Origin of the sequence: Bacteroides hominis (assembly GCF_033042785.2) — a bacterium.
Classification (GTDB): Bacteria; Bacteroidota; Bacteroidia; order Bacteroidales; family Bacteroidaceae; genus Bacteroides; species Bacteroides hominis.
This window is the reverse complement of the sequence record NZ_CP178829.1, coordinates 2,802,277-2,818,277: the sequence shown is the minus strand read 5'-3', so window position 1 is coordinate 2,818,277 and position 16,001 is coordinate 2,802,277. Positions and strand designations below refer to the sequence as shown.

Genomic DNA, 16,001 nt, shown 5'->3' with positions numbered 1-16,001 from the left:
TCTGGACAGAAATAAAGAACAAACTTGTGAAGCAAATGTCTTTCGAGTTTGTTCTTTGTTTAAATGCCCGACTGAATGAACAAACGCATAAAGTTATTCGTTCATTTTTTTATAAAATTAAATAATTAGGAAACAGACGTGACAAGCGAATTAGTAGTAGACGTACAGCCCAAAGAAGTCTCCATCGCCTTACTTGAGGACAAGAGTTTGGTGGAACTTCAAAGCGAAGGAAGAAATATCTCCTTTTCGGTGGGCAATATGTATTTGGGCCGCGTCAAGAAATTGATGCCCGGACTGAATGCTTGCTTCGTGGATGTCGGTTACGAGAAAGATGCTTTCCTTCATTATTTAGACCTGGGTCCTCAATTTAACTCACTCGAAAAGTACGTAAAGCAGACTTTAAGCGACAAAAAAAAGCTTAATCCCATTTCGAAAGCAACCCTGCTTCCCGACCTGGACAAGGATGGCACAGTAGCCAATACATTAAAGGTAGGACAAGAAGTAGTGGTGCAAATTGTAAAAGAGCCTATCTCAACCAAGGGACCGCGCCTGACTTCCGAAATCTCGTTTGCAGGAAGATATCTGGTGCTGATTCCTTTCAACGACAAGGTCTCTGTCTCTCAAAAAATTAAATCGAGCGAAGAACGTGCACGCCTGAAACAACTGCTGATGAGCATCAAGCCGAAAAACTTCGGAGTGATTGTACGCACAGTGGCAGAAGGCAAACGTGTTGCCGAACTCGATGGAGAGCTTAAAGTATTGCTGAAGCACTGGGAAGAAAGTATCACCAAAGTACAAAAGGCCACAAAGTTTCCGACACTTATCTACGAGGAAACAAGCCGTGCCGTAGCTTTGCTGCGTGATCTCTTCAATCCTTCTTTCGAGAACATCCATGTGAACAACGAAGCGGTGTTCAACGAAATCAAGGATTATGTGACGCTGATTGCTCCCGAACGGGCAGGCATCGTCAAGTTGTATAAAGGTCAACTTCCCATTTATGACAATTTCGGTATCACCAAACAGATTAAATCGTCTTTTGGTAAAACAGTATCCTACAAGAGTGGTGCCTACTTGATTATTGAGCACACTGAGGCGCTTCACGTAGTAGACGTGAACAGCGGAAACCGCACCAAGAATGCCAACGGGCAGGAAGGTAACGCACTCGAAGTAAACCTGGGGGCTGCCGACGAACTGGCACGCCAACTGAGGCTAAGGGATATGGGTGGTATCATTGTGGTAGATTTCATTGACATGAATGAAGCCGAAAACCGTCAGAAGCTTTACGAACGTATGTGTGCCAACATGCAAAAAGACAGGGCGCGTCACAACATTCTGCCCTTAAGCAAATTCGGACTGATGCAAATTACGCGTCAACGGGTTCGCCCGGCCATGGACGTGAACACTACAGAAACCTGTCCGACTTGCTTTGGTAAAGGCACCATCAAATCGTCCATCCTCTTTACGGACACACTGGAGAGTAAAATTGATTATCTGGTCAATAAACTGAAGATAAAGAAATTCTCGCTACACATCCACCCGTATGTGGCTGCTTATTTGAATCAGGGACTTATGTCGCTGAAACGCAAATGGCAGATGAAATACGGATTTGGTATTAAAATTATTCCGAGTCAGAAACTCGCTTTTCTTGAATACGTATTCTACGATTCACATGGAGAAGAGATCGATATGAAGGAAGAATTTGAGATTAAATAAAAAGAAAGGCGGCTTGAGAAAAAGTCGCCTTTCTTTTTATTGAGCTATCACTTAATCCTTTTCCAATTTTCATGTATAAGCTCCTTATACCTTTCTTTGGTTGTTTCTTGTATAAAAGAAACATCTATAAACTCTTCCCATTTAGACTGAAGGTGATCAAACTTATTAAAAACATTTTCAATAATCTTATCTTCCAAGCCGGTCGAGTTCATTGCAACAACAAAGTCCGACTTCTTTATTTTCTTCTTCTTCCCATTAAGAGTTAATGCCAATTCCTCAGAATCGGCAGGAAGGACTAACTTCGTTGACAGTAAGTCATAAGCGGGTGCCAGAACATAACTAATAGGTTTCGTACCATATAAAGAAAAGTTCTTCAAATGCATATCAGAATTCCCCGTAATCCAAGAGAAGAGTACTATCTCCTATGCAATCCTTACAACAAGCCAGCAGCAAAGCCATTCTATCCCGACTACTTATCTTCCAACTTTGTTCCGCAATATCAAGCAACCATCCTTCAGGAATTAATCCATCAAAAAAAGGAAACAGCACAGAGCTTGTATAAGGGACATGAGTTATCGGAAGCGTCAGACTAACAGGTCGTCGGTTCCCCTTTGAAATATATTCGTCTGTATAAGTGAAAGAAAAGCCATTTTCATCTTCAATCAAAATGCCGGCTAACTGATTGCTAACATAAATTTCAGCCTTTTTCATAACTCTTCTTTTCTAATTGACACTACTCCTACCTGACTACCAAATAAGCTAAGTACCTGATTTACTTTATCCAGCCGGAGAGATTCTTTTCCCTGCTCCAGCTCCCGTACAAAACGCAACCCGACACCTGCCTTCTCTGATAAATCCACTTGCGTAAGCCCTGTTTCCCTACGCATCCGCTTCACATACTCTGCTATTGTTTGATTTCCCATATTATACCCGTTTGGGTACAAATATAATAAAAGACTCCCACTTTTATACCATATCGGGTATAAAAGTGGGAGCAAAGCAGGAATCTATACCCGTTAGGGTATATTTTCACTCATTCTATCTGATTACATCTATGACTTTCCTGATATTTTCATTAGAACCTGCTTTCTCCTATCTATTACATTTCTATTCCTTCGTAAACTTCCGATAAGCCTCTTCCAGTTTTTTATCGTACTGATCTTGGGCATATCCGGGGCCATTATACCTCCTGGCAAACCCGGCCCAGTCTTTCTGCTCCAGACAGGACTGTAGCTTAGCAAATTTCACAAACCTCGCAAAAGCTTCCAGTTGCTTATCTTTTCCGACACACATATCTTTCACCATTTCCTCCACACTGCCATACCCGCACATCGCATAGTTAAAGCCCATCACTTGGAACATTCCCCATGAAGTGGAAGCGTCAGCAGCTTCTTTATGTATTTCCCGGGCCTTTTCCAGACGTTCATACTCTCTTATCCCGCCATAATAATGCCCCTTCTCCCATTTAGGATAAAGAATATTTTCATTGCCCGCAATATGCCTCTCCGGATTAAGTCCCCGCTTCTTGAGTTCACGCCAAAAGATGTGACCTTCGAATAAGATCACCGGTCGTCCCGGAGCCACAAAGCCCCCACGCCCACCGGTCTCAACTGCCTGTATGGCTTTTACCACTGCCACTTCAACGCCAAGCAGATCCGCCACACGCTGAAAATCATTCTCTATTAAGTTTCCCATGATTAATTAGATTTATGCAAATAAAAAAATCTCTTCATAAACAGGAGGTACAGCAGGCTCAACACCAATATGCTCCCTGATAAATACCCATATCTATATTCCCGCAATGCCAAATACCCTGCCACAACTACAGCTTGTACCAACATATAGGTCAGTGACACTACCACGTGTGGTATCTTCAGTTCATTAGCCATTATCTGATACAAATGTTTCCGGTGAGGCAAACCAATATTTTCATGCAACATCAATCGATGGACAATAGTCAGCACACTATCTACTCCATATACTGCCAGAAGCACAATCCAACTAAAATCTTCCGTATCGATTATCAGCTTACCGATTAAAAACAGAATAATAAAAGCAATACTGACCGACCCCACATCACCGGCAAAGCATTTTGCCCTCTTACGGAAATTAAAGAAATTAAAAACCAGCACCGCACACAGCATGGTATAAATCAAACCCGGTTCAACGAACGAAACAACCCAATGATTGATAAACGCCAAAGATCCAAGTACAACCAGCGAATATCCCCCCGTGATGCCATTAATTCCATCCATAAAATTATAGGCATTGATAATCCCTGTACATGCGATCAAAGCCACAACTACAGTCCACCAAGGAAGAGTAAACAACTCCCACTGATAGAACATCAAGCCCATCGCCGTAAAATGAAAAACAAGACGAAGTCCTTGTGATATGGAGCGGATATCATCTACAAAGCTGATCACCGTCACCAGAGTGAGAGCCAACATAAACCAAGGGTACTCAAACTGATTTGTCAGAAAATAAGCCAATGCACCCAAGTAGAAGATAATTCCTCCACCCCGCAGTGTAATCCGGGTATGCGAACTCCGTTCATTCGGTTTGTCGATAATATTATATTTATCGGCAATATGAAAATAAAAAAGTTCTGCCAGAAATAGCAGAACTAAGATTATCAGATAGTACATAAACTATTCGTTCTTTTTAATGAAATAAAACAAGAATTGAAGTCCTAAAAAGGCGAAAAAAATCCCTATTAGAATTCCTATAATCCAAAGAAAAATTTCCATTTAGAGCACCTCCTTATTCTATCCGAAAATTTTTCAGAACATTCATAGGCTTCCATCCAAGCTCCCGCATTGCCTTTTCATTACTAAAAGTCAAAGAGTGCGTGATCTTACGAAGTTTTAAACTGTTTATTGGAGCCTTTTCCCCGAAACAATCACCAAAAACGGCCATACTCTTAGCAAACCAATAAGGAATAGACAAAGGTAACTTCTTATTCAATTGTTTGCATATCACCATCTCCAGTTCACGAAAACTCGGCTGGTAACTGTCACAAACATTATATATCCCTCCCTTTTCAATCAATAGAGGAACAAGATTAGCTATATCCTGAACCATCAAAACGCTCTTTTGAGCTTTTCCTCCGGCAATACTCAAATACTTACCACTCTTAATCCCATGGATCATTGCTCCCAGATTTCCCGGAGGATTAGGACCGGCAATTAAAGAAGGACGAAGTATACTTAATTTCACATTATGCATGGCACACCATTCTTCCAGATATTTCTCCGCCTTGATCTTACTCAGAGCATAAGGAGTTGTTCCATTCAAAGGATATTCTTCCGTGATATTCTCACCCGAATCACAACCATAAACAGCAACAGTACTAATAAAAATGAATGACTTCGGAATGCCACTTTGTTCCAAAGCAGTACACAAATTCTTAGTCCCTTGAAGGTTCACATCAAAAAAAAGTCGTTTCTCTGCCTCCGTCTTAGGCAGAGAGTGTGCTTTTCCTGCAACATGCAATATAACATCATATTTTCCGGCCAACTTAGGAATCTCTGCTGCTAAATTCACTATATAATCATCCTGAGAAGTTAGTCCTATAGTTTCTACTGAATACTTTTTCTTCAATAATGGAAGTACATTATACCCCAAGAAGCCAGAAGCACCTGTAAAAAGAAGATTCATTCTATCTATCATTACTTTCTAATATATTGTTGCTTCACTGTTATATTTATTATACTTCTTTCTTTATCAAAGAACCAGCCCCATTTATTTAAATAATAAATGGCAGCTTTTACATGTATCCACAATAAACGTAAACTTTTATGAGATCCTTTCTCAAAATGATGAGTTATAGTTATTTGGGGATAATACATCGTTTTGTATTTCCGATAAATACGCCTATTCAAATCTGTATCTTCTCCATACATAAAAATACCTTCATCAAACACGCCAATTTCTTCTATCACAGACTTCCGAAGAAACATAAAACAGCCTGATAAATAAGGAATATTCATTTCTCTATCATAATCCGCAAACTTCATTTCAAAATTATAGTCAATTCTGTTTTTGATGCTTTTAATAGGAAGAAACATACGAACTATCCAATCTTTTGGCGTAGGAAGAAGCTTACATAAATATTGCAATTCCCCATTAGGATAAATAATCTTAGGCATTACATTTCCCACATCCGGCTTACCCTCCATGTAATCATATAATTTCTCCAAAGTCCCTTCCTCAAATGATATATCCGGGTTTAGTATTAAATGATATTTTCCCATTTTCTCAAGATCTCTCAATATAACATTGTGTCCGGCTCCAAAACCATTATTCGAATTCATAAAAATATACTCTACCCGAGGATCATGGGAAATATCTTTTAAATAATTTGTGGGAGAGTTATCAATAATATATAACCGTACTTCTATCTTTGTATTCAAAAAGCTATTGATAGCTTTCAACAAAATAGAAGCAGGATTCTTATATGTAACAATAGTAGCAGTTATTTCATACATCTCATTCCAAGTTTTAACAGGTGTTTTGCAATAGAAAAAAGAATAAAGAGAGGCAGACAAGGGAAAAGCCACCAACGAAGCTTACAAGCATGGAAGTACAATTTCATTTCTCCTTTCCTCATAGCCCACTGATTACCACTTAGTCCCCCTTTGGATAGTTGCGGTCTCCCCAAGGATGTCAGTGGTAAATCAATATAATATATATTCATTTTATTTGCTATCCTAAGACAGAGGTCATGATCCTCAGTATATCTCATAGTTTCATTAAATCTCTCTCCAATACATTGGCAAACAACCAAACAAGAAGTGTTAAAATAGTTACGAATTAAGAAATGTCTAAATTTCAAAATTCTACAGTTTGGCATAAAACCGTTTTTTTCTGACAAACCCTTTTCAGTGTATTTATGAGCAATACAGAAAATATCCTTGCAATCATGTTTCAATTCTTTCAAAACTTCTAATTTGGAAGGATGCCACACATCATCAGCATCCAAAAAAGCAATAAAATCCCCGGTTGCTTTGTCCCATCCTAAATTTCGAGCAACAGATACCCCACTATTCTTTGGTAAAGAATATATTTTCACGATATTATTCCCCTGATAATTTTCAATTAAGACATCTAACGTGTTATCTTTACTACAATCATTTACAATAATAATTTCCCATGGCAAAATAGTTTGCTTCAAACAAGAATCAACTGCTCTTATCACTGTGTTACTCCCATTATATACGGGAATAACTACAGAAAATTTCAAAATATCCGACATTGATAAATTAACGTTCTATACGTTTTAATGAAAAGTTAGTTCCTAAATAATAGTGAAGAAATAGTTGAAATAGAAAAACAAGATTAATATTGAAATCTACAAAAACAGACAAAATGAGATTATGTGTAAGAACAACGGTCATAAACATCCATTTAGCATTACTCTCCTTTCTAAATTTCAGATAAACATAAAAGACAAAACACCCATAAAGAAAATAAAACACTAACGCTCCTAAATAGCCAAAAGCACTAAGATACTGAGGGTGCATAGTCATCACATTCAAATTATCATTGACTAAATCCGTAGCAACTCCCATATTGTCAGGCAACAGTTTTTCTCGTATAAAAGATGGGAACAAATTGCCTAAAGCAATCAATGGTGAAAAATTATAATCAGGATATAAATACAAATTATGATTTAAGTTATTCAAAGGACTAGTTATATAGACATACACCCATATAAAACCACTGGGTAAAAAGGATGGGTAATCATCTGAAATACCGGCAATGTTTTCCATTGCATCTTCTCCAGAACGTAAATCCCCTAATAATCCGAATAACACTATGACAATGACACCAATAGTTACATATCGAAATATTTTATTAATTTTAATCTCATTGCAATACAAATAAATAAGTCCCATTTGTAATATCATGCTCATCAGCACCTGCCTTGTTAACAATAAAATAGGCCAGCATAAACATAAAAAATAAAATATCAAATATTTTTTCTTTTTACATACCACATATTTGTAAAAAAAGACATTTGATATTGTTATGATTATAGCATTGAGCAATCCATGCAAACTGGGAATTCCCCATTCCGTATAAAAGGAATCAATTCCGGTAAAAGCCAGTATAGGTAATGAACGAAAAATAAGAATCTCAACAAAAGAAAACAGTATCCAGCATTTCAATAGTTTTTCCACTTTAGTATCCACATTTTTGGATAGTATTAAAGACTGCTCTCTTCTTTTTTTTAAATAAAAAGATAAAAAAAACGGCAAAGAAAAAACAGTAATAGATAAAAGTATAAAAACAGTCGTTTCTTGTTTCAGATTTTCCAAAACTAATACATAGTGGCGGCTATAAAGCCATAAAACCATTAACCAAACAGAAGAAAAGAAAAACGCTGGATTCTTCATTAAAAATTAGATTCCATTTTCGTTTTCATGCGTGACATTTTATCAAACAGTTCAACTGGGAGTGCACTGATTAGCAATTTCTTAACAAAATATTTAACTACCTGATAAATATTACAAAAAGGTGACAACAATAAATCTACAAAAGTGCCCTTCCGATAAGAAATGAGTAATTTTTCCAGGCTAGTTTTAATAACATCATGACTAACTCCACCCAACAAAACCTTTGCTATTACTATATTAGCATGAATATACTGTCCTCTCTTTATGAAATCAAATATAATATCATGATCTGCTGTCAGTTTATAACGCATATCAAAATCAGGATGCAATTTTCTACGTATGAATACCGTCTGATGACAAACTGAATTCAAATTTATATTAATGTCTGAGACCCTTTGTTTAAAAATAAAATCCCGCTTACCTGAGAATAAATTTACATCCCCATATATAAGTTCAGTTTTTTCATCTTCCATGTAAATAGCTATTTCAGAAAGGATATGATTATTATAGAAAGAATCTCCGCTATTCATAAAAATGATCCAATCCCCCTTGGCAACCAACAGTGCCTTATTCATAGCATCAAATATTCCTTTATCAGACTCACTGGCCCAATATGAAATAGCATTTGCATATCTTTTGATTACTTCAACAGTTCCATCGGTACTCCCACCGTCAATAACAATATATTCAAAATCAGTAAAGTCTTGTTCAATAACGCTTAATATTGTTTTTTCAATAAAATCTACAGTATTATAGGACACTGTCACTATAGATATTAAATGATTCCTACTTTCCATAATTATTCATATAATGAGTATATATGTTGTAATTGTTTTGCAGACTTTTCCCATGAAAAGAAAGACAAGCGTTCTTTAGCTTTTTTTGTCAACTCCATTTGCTCTCCCTCTGGCATATTCAATAAATGATAAAGTACATTTCGTAAACTCCCATCACTTTGTTCAAAATATATTGCCCCATTGTTTGCTATTTCGGGGAAACAACTTGCATTACTAAGAATAACTGGACATCCTGCATTAAAAGCCTCTAATATCGGTATTCCAAACCCTTCATATAATGAAGGATAAATAAAAGCAATAGCACCTTTATATAAATAATACAATTCTTTATCTGAAGCATAATGATGAAATATTTGAGAGGCAATATCTAACTTCGAAAATGTATTAATTTCATCCTTTGAAAAAGGTTTTCCTGTACAAATAAGATTTATATCCCGATATTTTCTTAACACATCCGATATTTCGTTTATGAAATAATTAAAATTTTTATATGGTGATTTTCTATCTCCCACAAATAGAAAGTAATCAGAAGGAATTTTATCATACTTACAATTTAAAGAAGCATATAAAGAATTCGCATGATAAACAACAGATATTTTAGCTTCAGGAACTTTCAAAATATTTATAATATCCTGCTTTGTATGTTCAGAAACAGCTATAATATGTGATGCTAATGAAGCTAATTTTTTCTTTTTCTCCACTTGCCATTTATCAGTCCCAAATAATTCAGGAATCATATCATGAATAGTCAAAATCCAAGGATGTTTTCCTATATGTTTAAGAAAATAGTCATCATAAAAGGTGGGGTGAAACACATCATAATCATTCAATTGTAATAATTCTATCGCATATTTCTTATTAATATTTACAGATGTCGGAATTTTTAAGTTATTTTCTAATATCATACCTATACGATCTTTCCCACGAAAAGAAAATGATGGTAAAAATTTGGTTACAGACAAGCAGTCATATTCCATATTTTCAACTATTTCTTTTTCTTTTAAATATATATTATTGGATTGCTTAACTGCAACCTTACAATCAAGACCTTTCGACAGAAATGGTATCATTTCAGCAAAACACCTGGAAACGCCACCATGAGTTTGTATTAAAAATGCTTGGTAATCATATAAAATTTTCATATATTCTATTTATCGTAAAAACAGTTTTCTATGTAATTATAAACTTTCTGAGCTTGCTGTATATAATTATATCGTGTTTTAAAAGTTTGGGAAATTTTGTTCAATTCCATTTCTTTCGGATAATTCTGTAAAACATCCAATATTTTGTTTTTTAAGCTATTAGAATCACATGATGGCTCATAATAATTTAATAAGTCCATTGTTGTTTCAGGTAAAGCCGTTTCTTTCGTTGTTATAACTGGCACCCCATATATTGCTGCTTCAATAGGAGTATATCCAAATCCTTCATGCATAGATGCAGAAACATACAAATCTGCATGTTTATACAAAAAGACAAGATCATCATTTGAAACTTCGGGCAGATGCAAAATTCGATCTTCAATATTATTTTTATAAATAAGAGGCATTATTATTTTTGACCAATATTCTGTTTCTCTACCCACAATCACGAGTTTATGTGGGATAAGATCAATCAAAGCAATAAAAGCCTCCACAATTGTTAATACATTTTTATATGGCCATAGTGTACTAATAGACAATATATATTGAAAATCTAGTTTCAATGTAGACTTAGCAATAGAAATATTATAATCAATTCCATTATAAATCGTTTCCAGTTTGTCAAAGGGTAGTTTAGGATATTCTGTCAAAAGATCATTTCTTACAAAATTTGAAATTGTTATAATCTTAGTTGAGTTCTTCAGTAAAAATGGAGTAAAAGTTTTAAAATAAAATTTCTTTAATCCATGGAAAACCCGTCCCCCTTGTAAGTCATGAATTGTTTGTACCTTTTTAATTTTTAACTTTCTACTATATAAAGGATTACTCCAAGGAGCAAAAACAATGTCACATTTTGAAATATTAATAGTTTTAGCCCATAATGAAATATTAAGAAGTAATTTGTATTTAAATAAAATACGTAATAGCCTATTTCTATGATAACCATAAGACTTTAGTACAATATATTCATATTCTGCAAATTCAGAGTGAATATACGATTCCAAATCTTTATTTATCAATAACAAAATATTATCATTTAGGCAAAGTTTACTCCAACCTTTCAATAGTCTAAAAGCATAGATTCCAACCCCAATATACGGATTGTCGATAGGAGATAAATCAACTAATAATCTCATAAACCAAATACAAATTTAACTTTCTGAAAAAAAGATCTAATCCAATACAACAAATGCCATCGAATATATCTGTAATGAGATACACCTATTTGATTTAAAGCAAATTCAAGCATATCTCCTTCCTTATTAAGTTTCACTTTATCAGGATGTTTTAATGGTAAAATGGAACATCCTTTATACTCCTCAATCATTTTATTTCCATCCAAAGTATGAGTTGCTTCATTACCGATACCTATATTCTGAATCAAATTTATATTGGGGATTATACACAATGATCTATTAACCATCAGTGCAAAAGTTAATTGATAATCCCATGTATCAATCATTTTTCTTTTCATCTGAGCAAACAATAATTTTCGATGGTTTACAATACGGATATCTTGATAGTAATAATTTAATGAAGCATAGAAATCTCTTTTCTTAATGGTCTTTAAGTTATAATCATATAACTTCCACACTCTACTCCAAGAAGCCCAACCCCAAACTTGATTAACTGATGAAAAATAGTAAGAATCTTCACTCGCCCTCTCACCATAAAGATGATTTCTTCCCGATATAAACCGTACTTGTTCTATATTCCGATAACGCTCTAATAGCTCCTCACAATAAGGAAAGAAATCAGGATGAGGCAATACATCGTCTTCTAATATAATACCTTCTTCTTCTTGTTCAAAAAACCAAGTAATAGCTTGGCTAACGGCTTTCCCACAACCTAAATTTTCATTACGGAACAATGTTTTAACTTCACAATTCCAATCAATTTGTTTTATTATTGAACGAGTTTCTTCACATTTTTCATTTTCACCTACCCTATCCTTACGAGGACCATCTGCAGCTACATATAGGCGAGGAGGACGAGCTTGCCGAATTGTTTCAAATACACGAATAGTAGTATCTGGACGATTAAAAACTAAGAAAAGCACAGCAGTTTTCATGATAACTCACGATATTTTAATTCTTTTTTGCCAAGTACAATCCCCCTATTCCACAAAAATAAACAAAAACGACTTTTGAGATTCGTATTAAACGGATATATTGGGAATTTACCATTCCATGGTGTTCTTTTCAAATACTCAAAAAAGAAAAATTTTAAAGGATGGTCGCATGTCTTGAGCCAAGGCTTTTCAGGAGATGAGAAATGAAGGATAGTAGGATCACACAATACGCTTTCTATTTCCAACAAATATTCTTCTCGTACTGCTAATTCCTTTGTATAAAATGCATCTAACATATTATATTTAAAAGGCAATATTTTAGTCGTTTGAATCAAAACACTGTTCAAAGCATCTTGATCCCAAAACATTAAACGCTCAGGATATTGCTCTATAAACATTAACAACTTATTAGAGATTTGAAATTCACGCCAATATGCCAAGTTTACTAACAGAACACCTGCATTGAAATATCCTTGTAGACTATCATATTTCAAACGATTATAAGTTCGAATATCATCTGTGCCTCCATCATACACCGCTCCCAATGAATAATTCAAGATATCTGTATCCCACAATGATTTTATACTTTTGCAAACAAGTAAATCACAATCCAAATACAACACTTTATTTAAATTCTTAGGCAAAATATCCGGCATCAGAATCCTAAAATAAGTGGCTAAGCTAACATGATCCCCTTCACGTACAGGGCATTTACTCAAAAGATGCTCATCTACATTATAAAATATTATTTTTTGTCTATACTTATCCACTATTTTTTTTAACACTTCCCGATTGGAGGCTGATAAGTCAGTTGTCAATATATGAAATAAAATTACTTCATTTACATTATTCACACAAACAGAAGTTATGGTTACTCCGCATTGAGCGACATAACCATCATCTATACAATGCACTATATCCATAATCACTAAATCCTATATTTAATTATATGTGCAGGATTTCCCGCAACTACTGCATATTCCGGAACATTTTTAGTTACTATACTTCCCGCCCCAATTACTGCACCTCTCCCAATAATTACTCCTGGAAGTATTACTGAATTAGCACCAATCCACACATCATCCCCAATACTCACACCATTTTTATCTATCGTCCATGGTTGCAAAGCAATTAGCTTATCTTTCTCTATAAGATGACCCGATGCAATAATTGACACATGTTGAGATATCAATACATTATTACCAATGCTAATCTTTCCTCCCCCAGCTCTCAAATTATTCCATTCCCCAATATAAGTATCTCGACCTATGAATAAGGCTGCTTTTCCTAATTTCCCTAACGGGTCATCCACCACCATCAGCGTTGTATATGCACCAACATAGCTTCTCCTACCTATGGATAAATTCTTCCAAGAATTTATTGAAAAATATGCTCTACAATCAATATATACTTCAGGATAGGCACAACGAGCAAGAATGATAACATTTATCCCCTTCAACCAAGATAATAAATATGAATATAAAAGTAGAAATTTCCTCACAATATACTTACAAAAATTTACTCTTAATAAAATTCAATTCCTCTATGTTAAAAAAAAGAGACAAGCTAAAGTAGCTGATACTCCCTATTATTACTCCGATCAACAATGAAAGAAAAGAAGAACTAATTATCAAAGTTGTAATATAAATAATACCCCCCATAACTAAACCACAAAAGAAAATGGGATATATCTTCTTTATAATATCAATACCAGAAATACCAATGGATTTGCTTAAAAAGAATTGTATAATCATCAAATCTAATATATTATACAAAATAATGCCACTACATAACACATATAATCCATAAGGAAGAGTCATTATCAAAATCACTATTCCTAGCGTTTTCTTTACAGCTTCAGCCTTCAATATATAATTAGAATCTCCTTTTGCATATATTGCTTGCACAGAAATACACTGTAATGGATAAAAAAGATTTGCAAAACACAAAATAGGCAACAAATAGGCCACTATAATCCATTTATCAGTCAACAATAAGGATACAAGAGGTTTCGCTAATGCAGCAAGCCCTATGATACAGGGGCAAATTATAAAAAATGCACTCCGCAAGCTCTTTAAAAAAAGAGATTTCATTCGCTCCTCCTCATTTTGTGCTTCACATAGCATTGGGTAAAAGACTCTTTGCACTATACTTGTTAAATTTATCGATAAGAAATTCGAAAAAGAAAGAGAACGAGCATAATAGCCTAAAGCAATAGAAGAAAAGACTTTCCCTATAACTAAGCTATACATATTAGTATATGCAGTATTTAACATTTCCGCTAACAATATTTTACTACTAAAACCAAACAACTTGCAAAGTGAATATTTAGAAAATAACAACTGAAGTTTCCATGGAGAAAAAAGCCATAGAAACATTGTATTAAAGAAGTTGTTTAATAAAACTTGTATGACCAAAGCCCATACACCATATTTATTCCAAGCTAAAAAAATTCCTACAATACCACTTATTACAACTGCTATAAACGATGCTTTAGCTTGCACCTTAAAATTTAATTGAATTGTTAGTTTAGCCCGCTGAACTATAGAAAACGCAGAAATAACAATACTTAAACTTATCCATTTTGTCAGCAATTCTAATATGGGCTCTTGGTAAAATTCAGCTATAAAAGGAGAAGCAAAAAATAACAATAAATACACTGCAAATGAAACGACTATATTGAAATAGAAGACCGTCGAAAAATCGGCTTCTGTTCGTTCTTTTTTCTGAATCAATGCACTCGAAAAACCACTATCTATAAAAGTCTGCGCTACAGCAAGAAATATCCCCAGCATAGCTATCAATCCATATTCGGAAGGAGAAACCAAACGGGCAATAATAATGCCAAGAATAAACTGTACTCCTTGAACAGAGAAGCGTTCTACAGCACTCCACACCACACCTTTCACAGCTTGATGTCTTAAAGACTCACTCATCTATTTTCTGCTCGAAATATGCAATCGTTTTTCTCAGTCCTTCTTCAAGCTTTATTTGAGGTTCCCATCCTTTCAGCTTTTCTTTCGCCAAGCTTATATCCGGCTTGCGCTGTTTGGGATCATCACTTGGCAACGGATGAAAAACTATTTTAGATTTTGAATTTGTTAACTCTATTACTTTTTGAGCTAATTCAAGCATCGTAAATTCACCCGGGTTACCCATATTGACAGGACCGATAAAACTATCGTCCGTAGCCATCATCCGGGTCATTGCTTCAATCAAATCGTCTACATATTGAAAACTACGTGTCTGGCTACCATCACCATAAATTGTTATATCTTCTCCTTTTAATGCCTGCACTATGAAGTTGGAAACAACACGACCGTCATTCGGGTTCATACGAGGACCATACGTATTAAATATGCGAATAATCTTTATGCGCACCCCATTCTGACGATGATAGTCCATAAACAAGGTTTCGGAAGCACGTTTACCCTCATCATAGCAAGAACGAATGCCAATAGGATTCACATTTCCCCAATAAGCCTCCACCTGAGGATGAATGGCAGGATCGCCATAGACTTCACTTGTAGAAGCTTGAAGAATCTTAGCCCTCGTACGTTTAGCCAATCCTAACATATTCATGGCACCATAAATAGAAGTCTTCATGGTCTTAATCGGGTTATATTGATAGTGGGGAGGAGAAGCCGGACAAGCCAAATTATAAATTTCATCCACTTCCGCATAATAAGGAGTAGTCACGTCATGGCGGACTAACTCAAAATTATGATTATCCAGAAGATGACGAATATTGTCTTTACTCCCTGTAAAATAATTATCTAAACAGATAACATCATTACCCTCATTGAGCAAACGCTCACAAAGATGGGAACCTATGAATCCGGCACCACCCGTTACTAAAATTCGTTTCATCAAAGTT

The 16,001-nt window shown here is 35.0% G+C and carries 18 protein-coding genes; 1 reads left to right on the top strand and 17 read right to left on the bottom strand.

Going from position 1 to position 16,001, the window contains the following annotated elements:
• The first annotated feature begins 138 nt into the window (after positions 1-138).
• Positions 139-1,713: an Rne/Rng family ribonuclease gene (locus R3O62_RS11830; protein WP_032531836.1), complete on the top strand. Its 1,575-nt coding sequence runs from the start codon at positions 139-141 to the stop codon at positions 1,711-1,713.
• 47 nt (positions 1,714-1,760) lie between these two features.
• Here the strand turns inward: R3O62_RS11830 and R3O62_RS11825 are convergent, their stop codons facing one another.
• The 17 genes from R3O62_RS11825 to R3O62_RS11745 form a co-directional block, all read right to left on the bottom strand.
• Complete coding sequence (locus R3O62_RS11825; RefSeq protein WP_317472646.1) at positions 1,761-2,096, bottom strand: HipA domain-containing protein; 336 nt, start codon at positions 2,094-2,096, stop codon at positions 1,761-1,763.
• Between the two features lies 1 nt (position 2,097).
• Positions 2,098-2,424, bottom strand: a complete 327-nt coding sequence (locus tag R3O62_RS11820) for a HipA N-terminal domain-containing protein (protein WP_317472647.1) — start codon at positions 2,422-2,424, stop codon at positions 2,098-2,100.
• Entirely contained in the window at positions 2,421-2,636 is a 216-nt protein-coding gene (locus R3O62_RS11815; protein WP_032536343.1) for a helix-turn-helix transcriptional regulator, read from the bottom strand. Before R3O62_RS11815 ends, R3O62_RS11820 begins: the two co-directional genes overlap by 4 nt.
• A gap of 184 nt (positions 2,637-2,820) precedes the next feature.
• The gene (locus R3O62_RS11810; RefSeq protein WP_032536344.1) at positions 2,821-3,408 is read right to left on the bottom strand and encodes an N-acetylmuramidase family protein; all 588 of its coding nucleotides are present in this window, start codon (positions 3,406-3,408) and stop codon (positions 2,821-2,823) included.
• Between the two features lie 2 nt (positions 3,409-3,410).
• Complete coding sequence (locus R3O62_RS11805) at positions 3,411-4,361, bottom strand: glycosyltransferase family 4 protein (protein ID WP_317472648.1); 951 nt, start codon at positions 4,359-4,361, stop codon at positions 3,411-3,413.
• A gap of 115 nt (positions 4,362-4,476) precedes the next feature.
• On the bottom strand, positions 4,477-5,373 hold the full coding sequence (locus tag R3O62_RS11800) for an NAD-dependent epimerase/dehydratase family protein (RefSeq protein WP_032575302.1): 897 nt from the start codon (positions 5,371-5,373) through the stop codon (positions 4,477-4,479).
• An 11-nt stretch (positions 5,374-5,384) separates the two neighbouring features.
• Positions 5,385-6,203, bottom strand: a complete 819-nt coding sequence (locus tag R3O62_RS11795) for a glycosyltransferase family 2 protein (protein WP_317472649.1) — start codon at positions 6,201-6,203, stop codon at positions 5,385-5,387.
• Entirely contained in the window at positions 6,191-6,970 is a 780-nt protein-coding gene (locus R3O62_RS11790) for a glycosyltransferase family 2 protein (protein ID WP_317472650.1), read from the bottom strand. The genes R3O62_RS11795 and R3O62_RS11790 overlap by 13 nt, the downstream gene beginning before the upstream one ends.
• A gap of 7 nt (positions 6,971-6,977) precedes the next feature.
• Entirely contained in the window at positions 6,978-8,114 is a 1,137-nt protein-coding gene (locus R3O62_RS11785; protein ID WP_250704231.1) for an O-antigen polymerase, read from the bottom strand.
• Positions 8,114-8,911, bottom strand: a complete 798-nt coding sequence (locus tag R3O62_RS11780) for a glycosyltransferase family 2 protein (RefSeq protein ID WP_250704230.1) — start codon at positions 8,909-8,911, stop codon at positions 8,114-8,116. The genes R3O62_RS11785 and R3O62_RS11780 overlap by 1 nt, the downstream gene beginning before the upstream one ends.
• Before the next feature lie 2 nt (positions 8,912-8,913).
• Entirely contained in the window at positions 8,914-10,053 is a 1,140-nt protein-coding gene (locus R3O62_RS11775) for a glycosyltransferase family 4 protein (RefSeq protein ID WP_250704229.1), read from the bottom strand.
• A 5-nt stretch (positions 10,054-10,058) separates the two neighbouring features.
• A complete protein-coding gene (locus R3O62_RS11770) occupies positions 10,059-11,189 on the bottom strand; it encodes a glycosyltransferase family 4 protein (RefSeq protein WP_250704228.1) in 1,131 nt (376 codons plus the stop codon).
• On the bottom strand, positions 11,186-12,124 hold the full coding sequence (locus R3O62_RS11765; protein ID WP_317472653.1) for a nucleotide-diphospho-sugar transferase: 939 nt from the start codon (positions 12,122-12,124) through the stop codon (positions 11,186-11,188). The genes R3O62_RS11770 and R3O62_RS11765 overlap by 4 nt, the downstream gene beginning before the upstream one ends.
• Positions 12,121-13,047 carry a glycosyltransferase family 8 protein gene (locus tag R3O62_RS11760; protein ID WP_250704226.1) on the bottom strand — a complete coding sequence of 309 codons (927 nt, stop codon included), beginning with the start codon at positions 13,045-13,047 and terminating at the stop codon, positions 12,121-12,123. The genes R3O62_RS11765 and R3O62_RS11760 overlap by 4 nt, the downstream gene beginning before the upstream one ends.
• A gap of 5 nt (positions 13,048-13,052) precedes the next feature.
• The gene (locus tag R3O62_RS11755) at positions 13,053-13,583 is read right to left on the bottom strand and encodes an acyltransferase (RefSeq protein ID WP_413958291.1); all 531 of its coding nucleotides are present in this window, start codon (positions 13,581-13,583) and stop codon (positions 13,053-13,055) included.
• Between the two features lie 49 nt (positions 13,584-13,632).
• Positions 13,633-15,060 carry a lipopolysaccharide biosynthesis protein gene (locus R3O62_RS11750; RefSeq protein ID WP_250704224.1) on the bottom strand — a complete coding sequence of 476 codons (1,428 nt, stop codon included), beginning with the start codon at positions 15,058-15,060 and terminating at the stop codon, positions 13,633-13,635.
• Positions 15,053-15,994 (bottom strand): UDP-glucuronic acid decarboxylase family protein, encoded by a 942-nt coding sequence (locus R3O62_RS11745; protein WP_250704223.1) that lies wholly within the window; start codon positions 15,992-15,994, stop codon positions 15,053-15,055. Before R3O62_RS11745 ends, R3O62_RS11750 begins: the two co-directional genes overlap by 8 nt.
• Between the last annotated feature and the right edge of the window lie 7 nt (positions 15,995-16,001).

Coding starts and splice junctions, on each gene's coding strand:
- R3O62_RS11780 (WP_250704230.1), bottom strand. CDS start 8,911: ATGGAAAGTAGGAATCATTTAATATCTATAGTGACAGTGTCCTATAAT.
- R3O62_RS11765 (WP_317472653.1), bottom strand. CDS start 12,124: ATGAAAACTGCTGTGCTTTTCTTAGTTTTTAATCGTCCAGATACTACT.
- R3O62_RS11800 (WP_032575302.1), bottom strand. CDS start 5,373: ATGAATCTTCTTTTTACAGGTGCTTCTGGCTTCTTGGGGTATAATGTA.
- R3O62_RS11805 (WP_317472648.1), bottom strand. CDS start 4,361: ATGTACTATCTGATAATCTTAGTTCTGCTATTTCTGGCAGAACTTTTT.
- R3O62_RS11820 (WP_317472647.1), bottom strand. CDS start 2,424: ATGAAAAAGGCTGAAATTTATGTTAGCAATCAGTTAGCCGGCATTTTG.
- R3O62_RS11745 (WP_250704223.1), bottom strand. CDS start 15,994: ATGAAACGAATTTTAGTAACGGGTGGTGCCGGATTCATAGGTTCCCAT.
- R3O62_RS11760 (WP_250704226.1), bottom strand. CDS start 13,047: ATGGATATAGTGCATTGTATAGATGATGGTTATGTCGCTCAATGCGGA.
- R3O62_RS11825 (WP_317472646.1), bottom strand. CDS start 2,096: ATGCATTTGAAGAACTTTTCTTTATATGGTACGAAACCTATTAGTTAT.
- R3O62_RS11750 (WP_250704224.1), bottom strand. CDS start 15,060: ATGAGTGAGTCTTTAAGACATCAAGCTGTGAAAGGTGTGGTGTGGAGT.
- R3O62_RS11810 (WP_032536344.1), bottom strand. CDS start 3,408: ATGGGAAACTTAATAGAGAATGATTTTCAGCGTGTGGCGGATCTGCTT.
- R3O62_RS11785 (WP_250704231.1), bottom strand. CDS start 8,114: ATGAAGAATCCAGCGTTTTTCTTTTCTTCTGTTTGGTTAATGGTTTTA.
- R3O62_RS11775 (WP_250704229.1), bottom strand. CDS start 10,053: ATGAAAATTTTATATGATTACCAAGCATTTTTAATACAAACTCATGGT.
- R3O62_RS11795 (WP_317472649.1), bottom strand. CDS start 6,203: ATGTATGAAATAACTGCTACTATTGTTACATATAAGAATCCTGCTTCT.
- R3O62_RS11770 (WP_250704228.1), bottom strand. CDS start 11,189: ATGAGATTATTAGTTGATTTATCTCCTATCGACAATCCGTATATTGGG.
- R3O62_RS11790 (WP_317472650.1), bottom strand. CDS start 6,970: ATGTCGGATATTTTGAAATTTTCTGTAGTTATTCCCGTATATAATGGG.
- R3O62_RS11815 (WP_032536343.1), bottom strand. CDS start 2,636: ATGGGAAATCAAACAATAGCAGAGTATGTGAAGCGGATGCGTAGGGAA.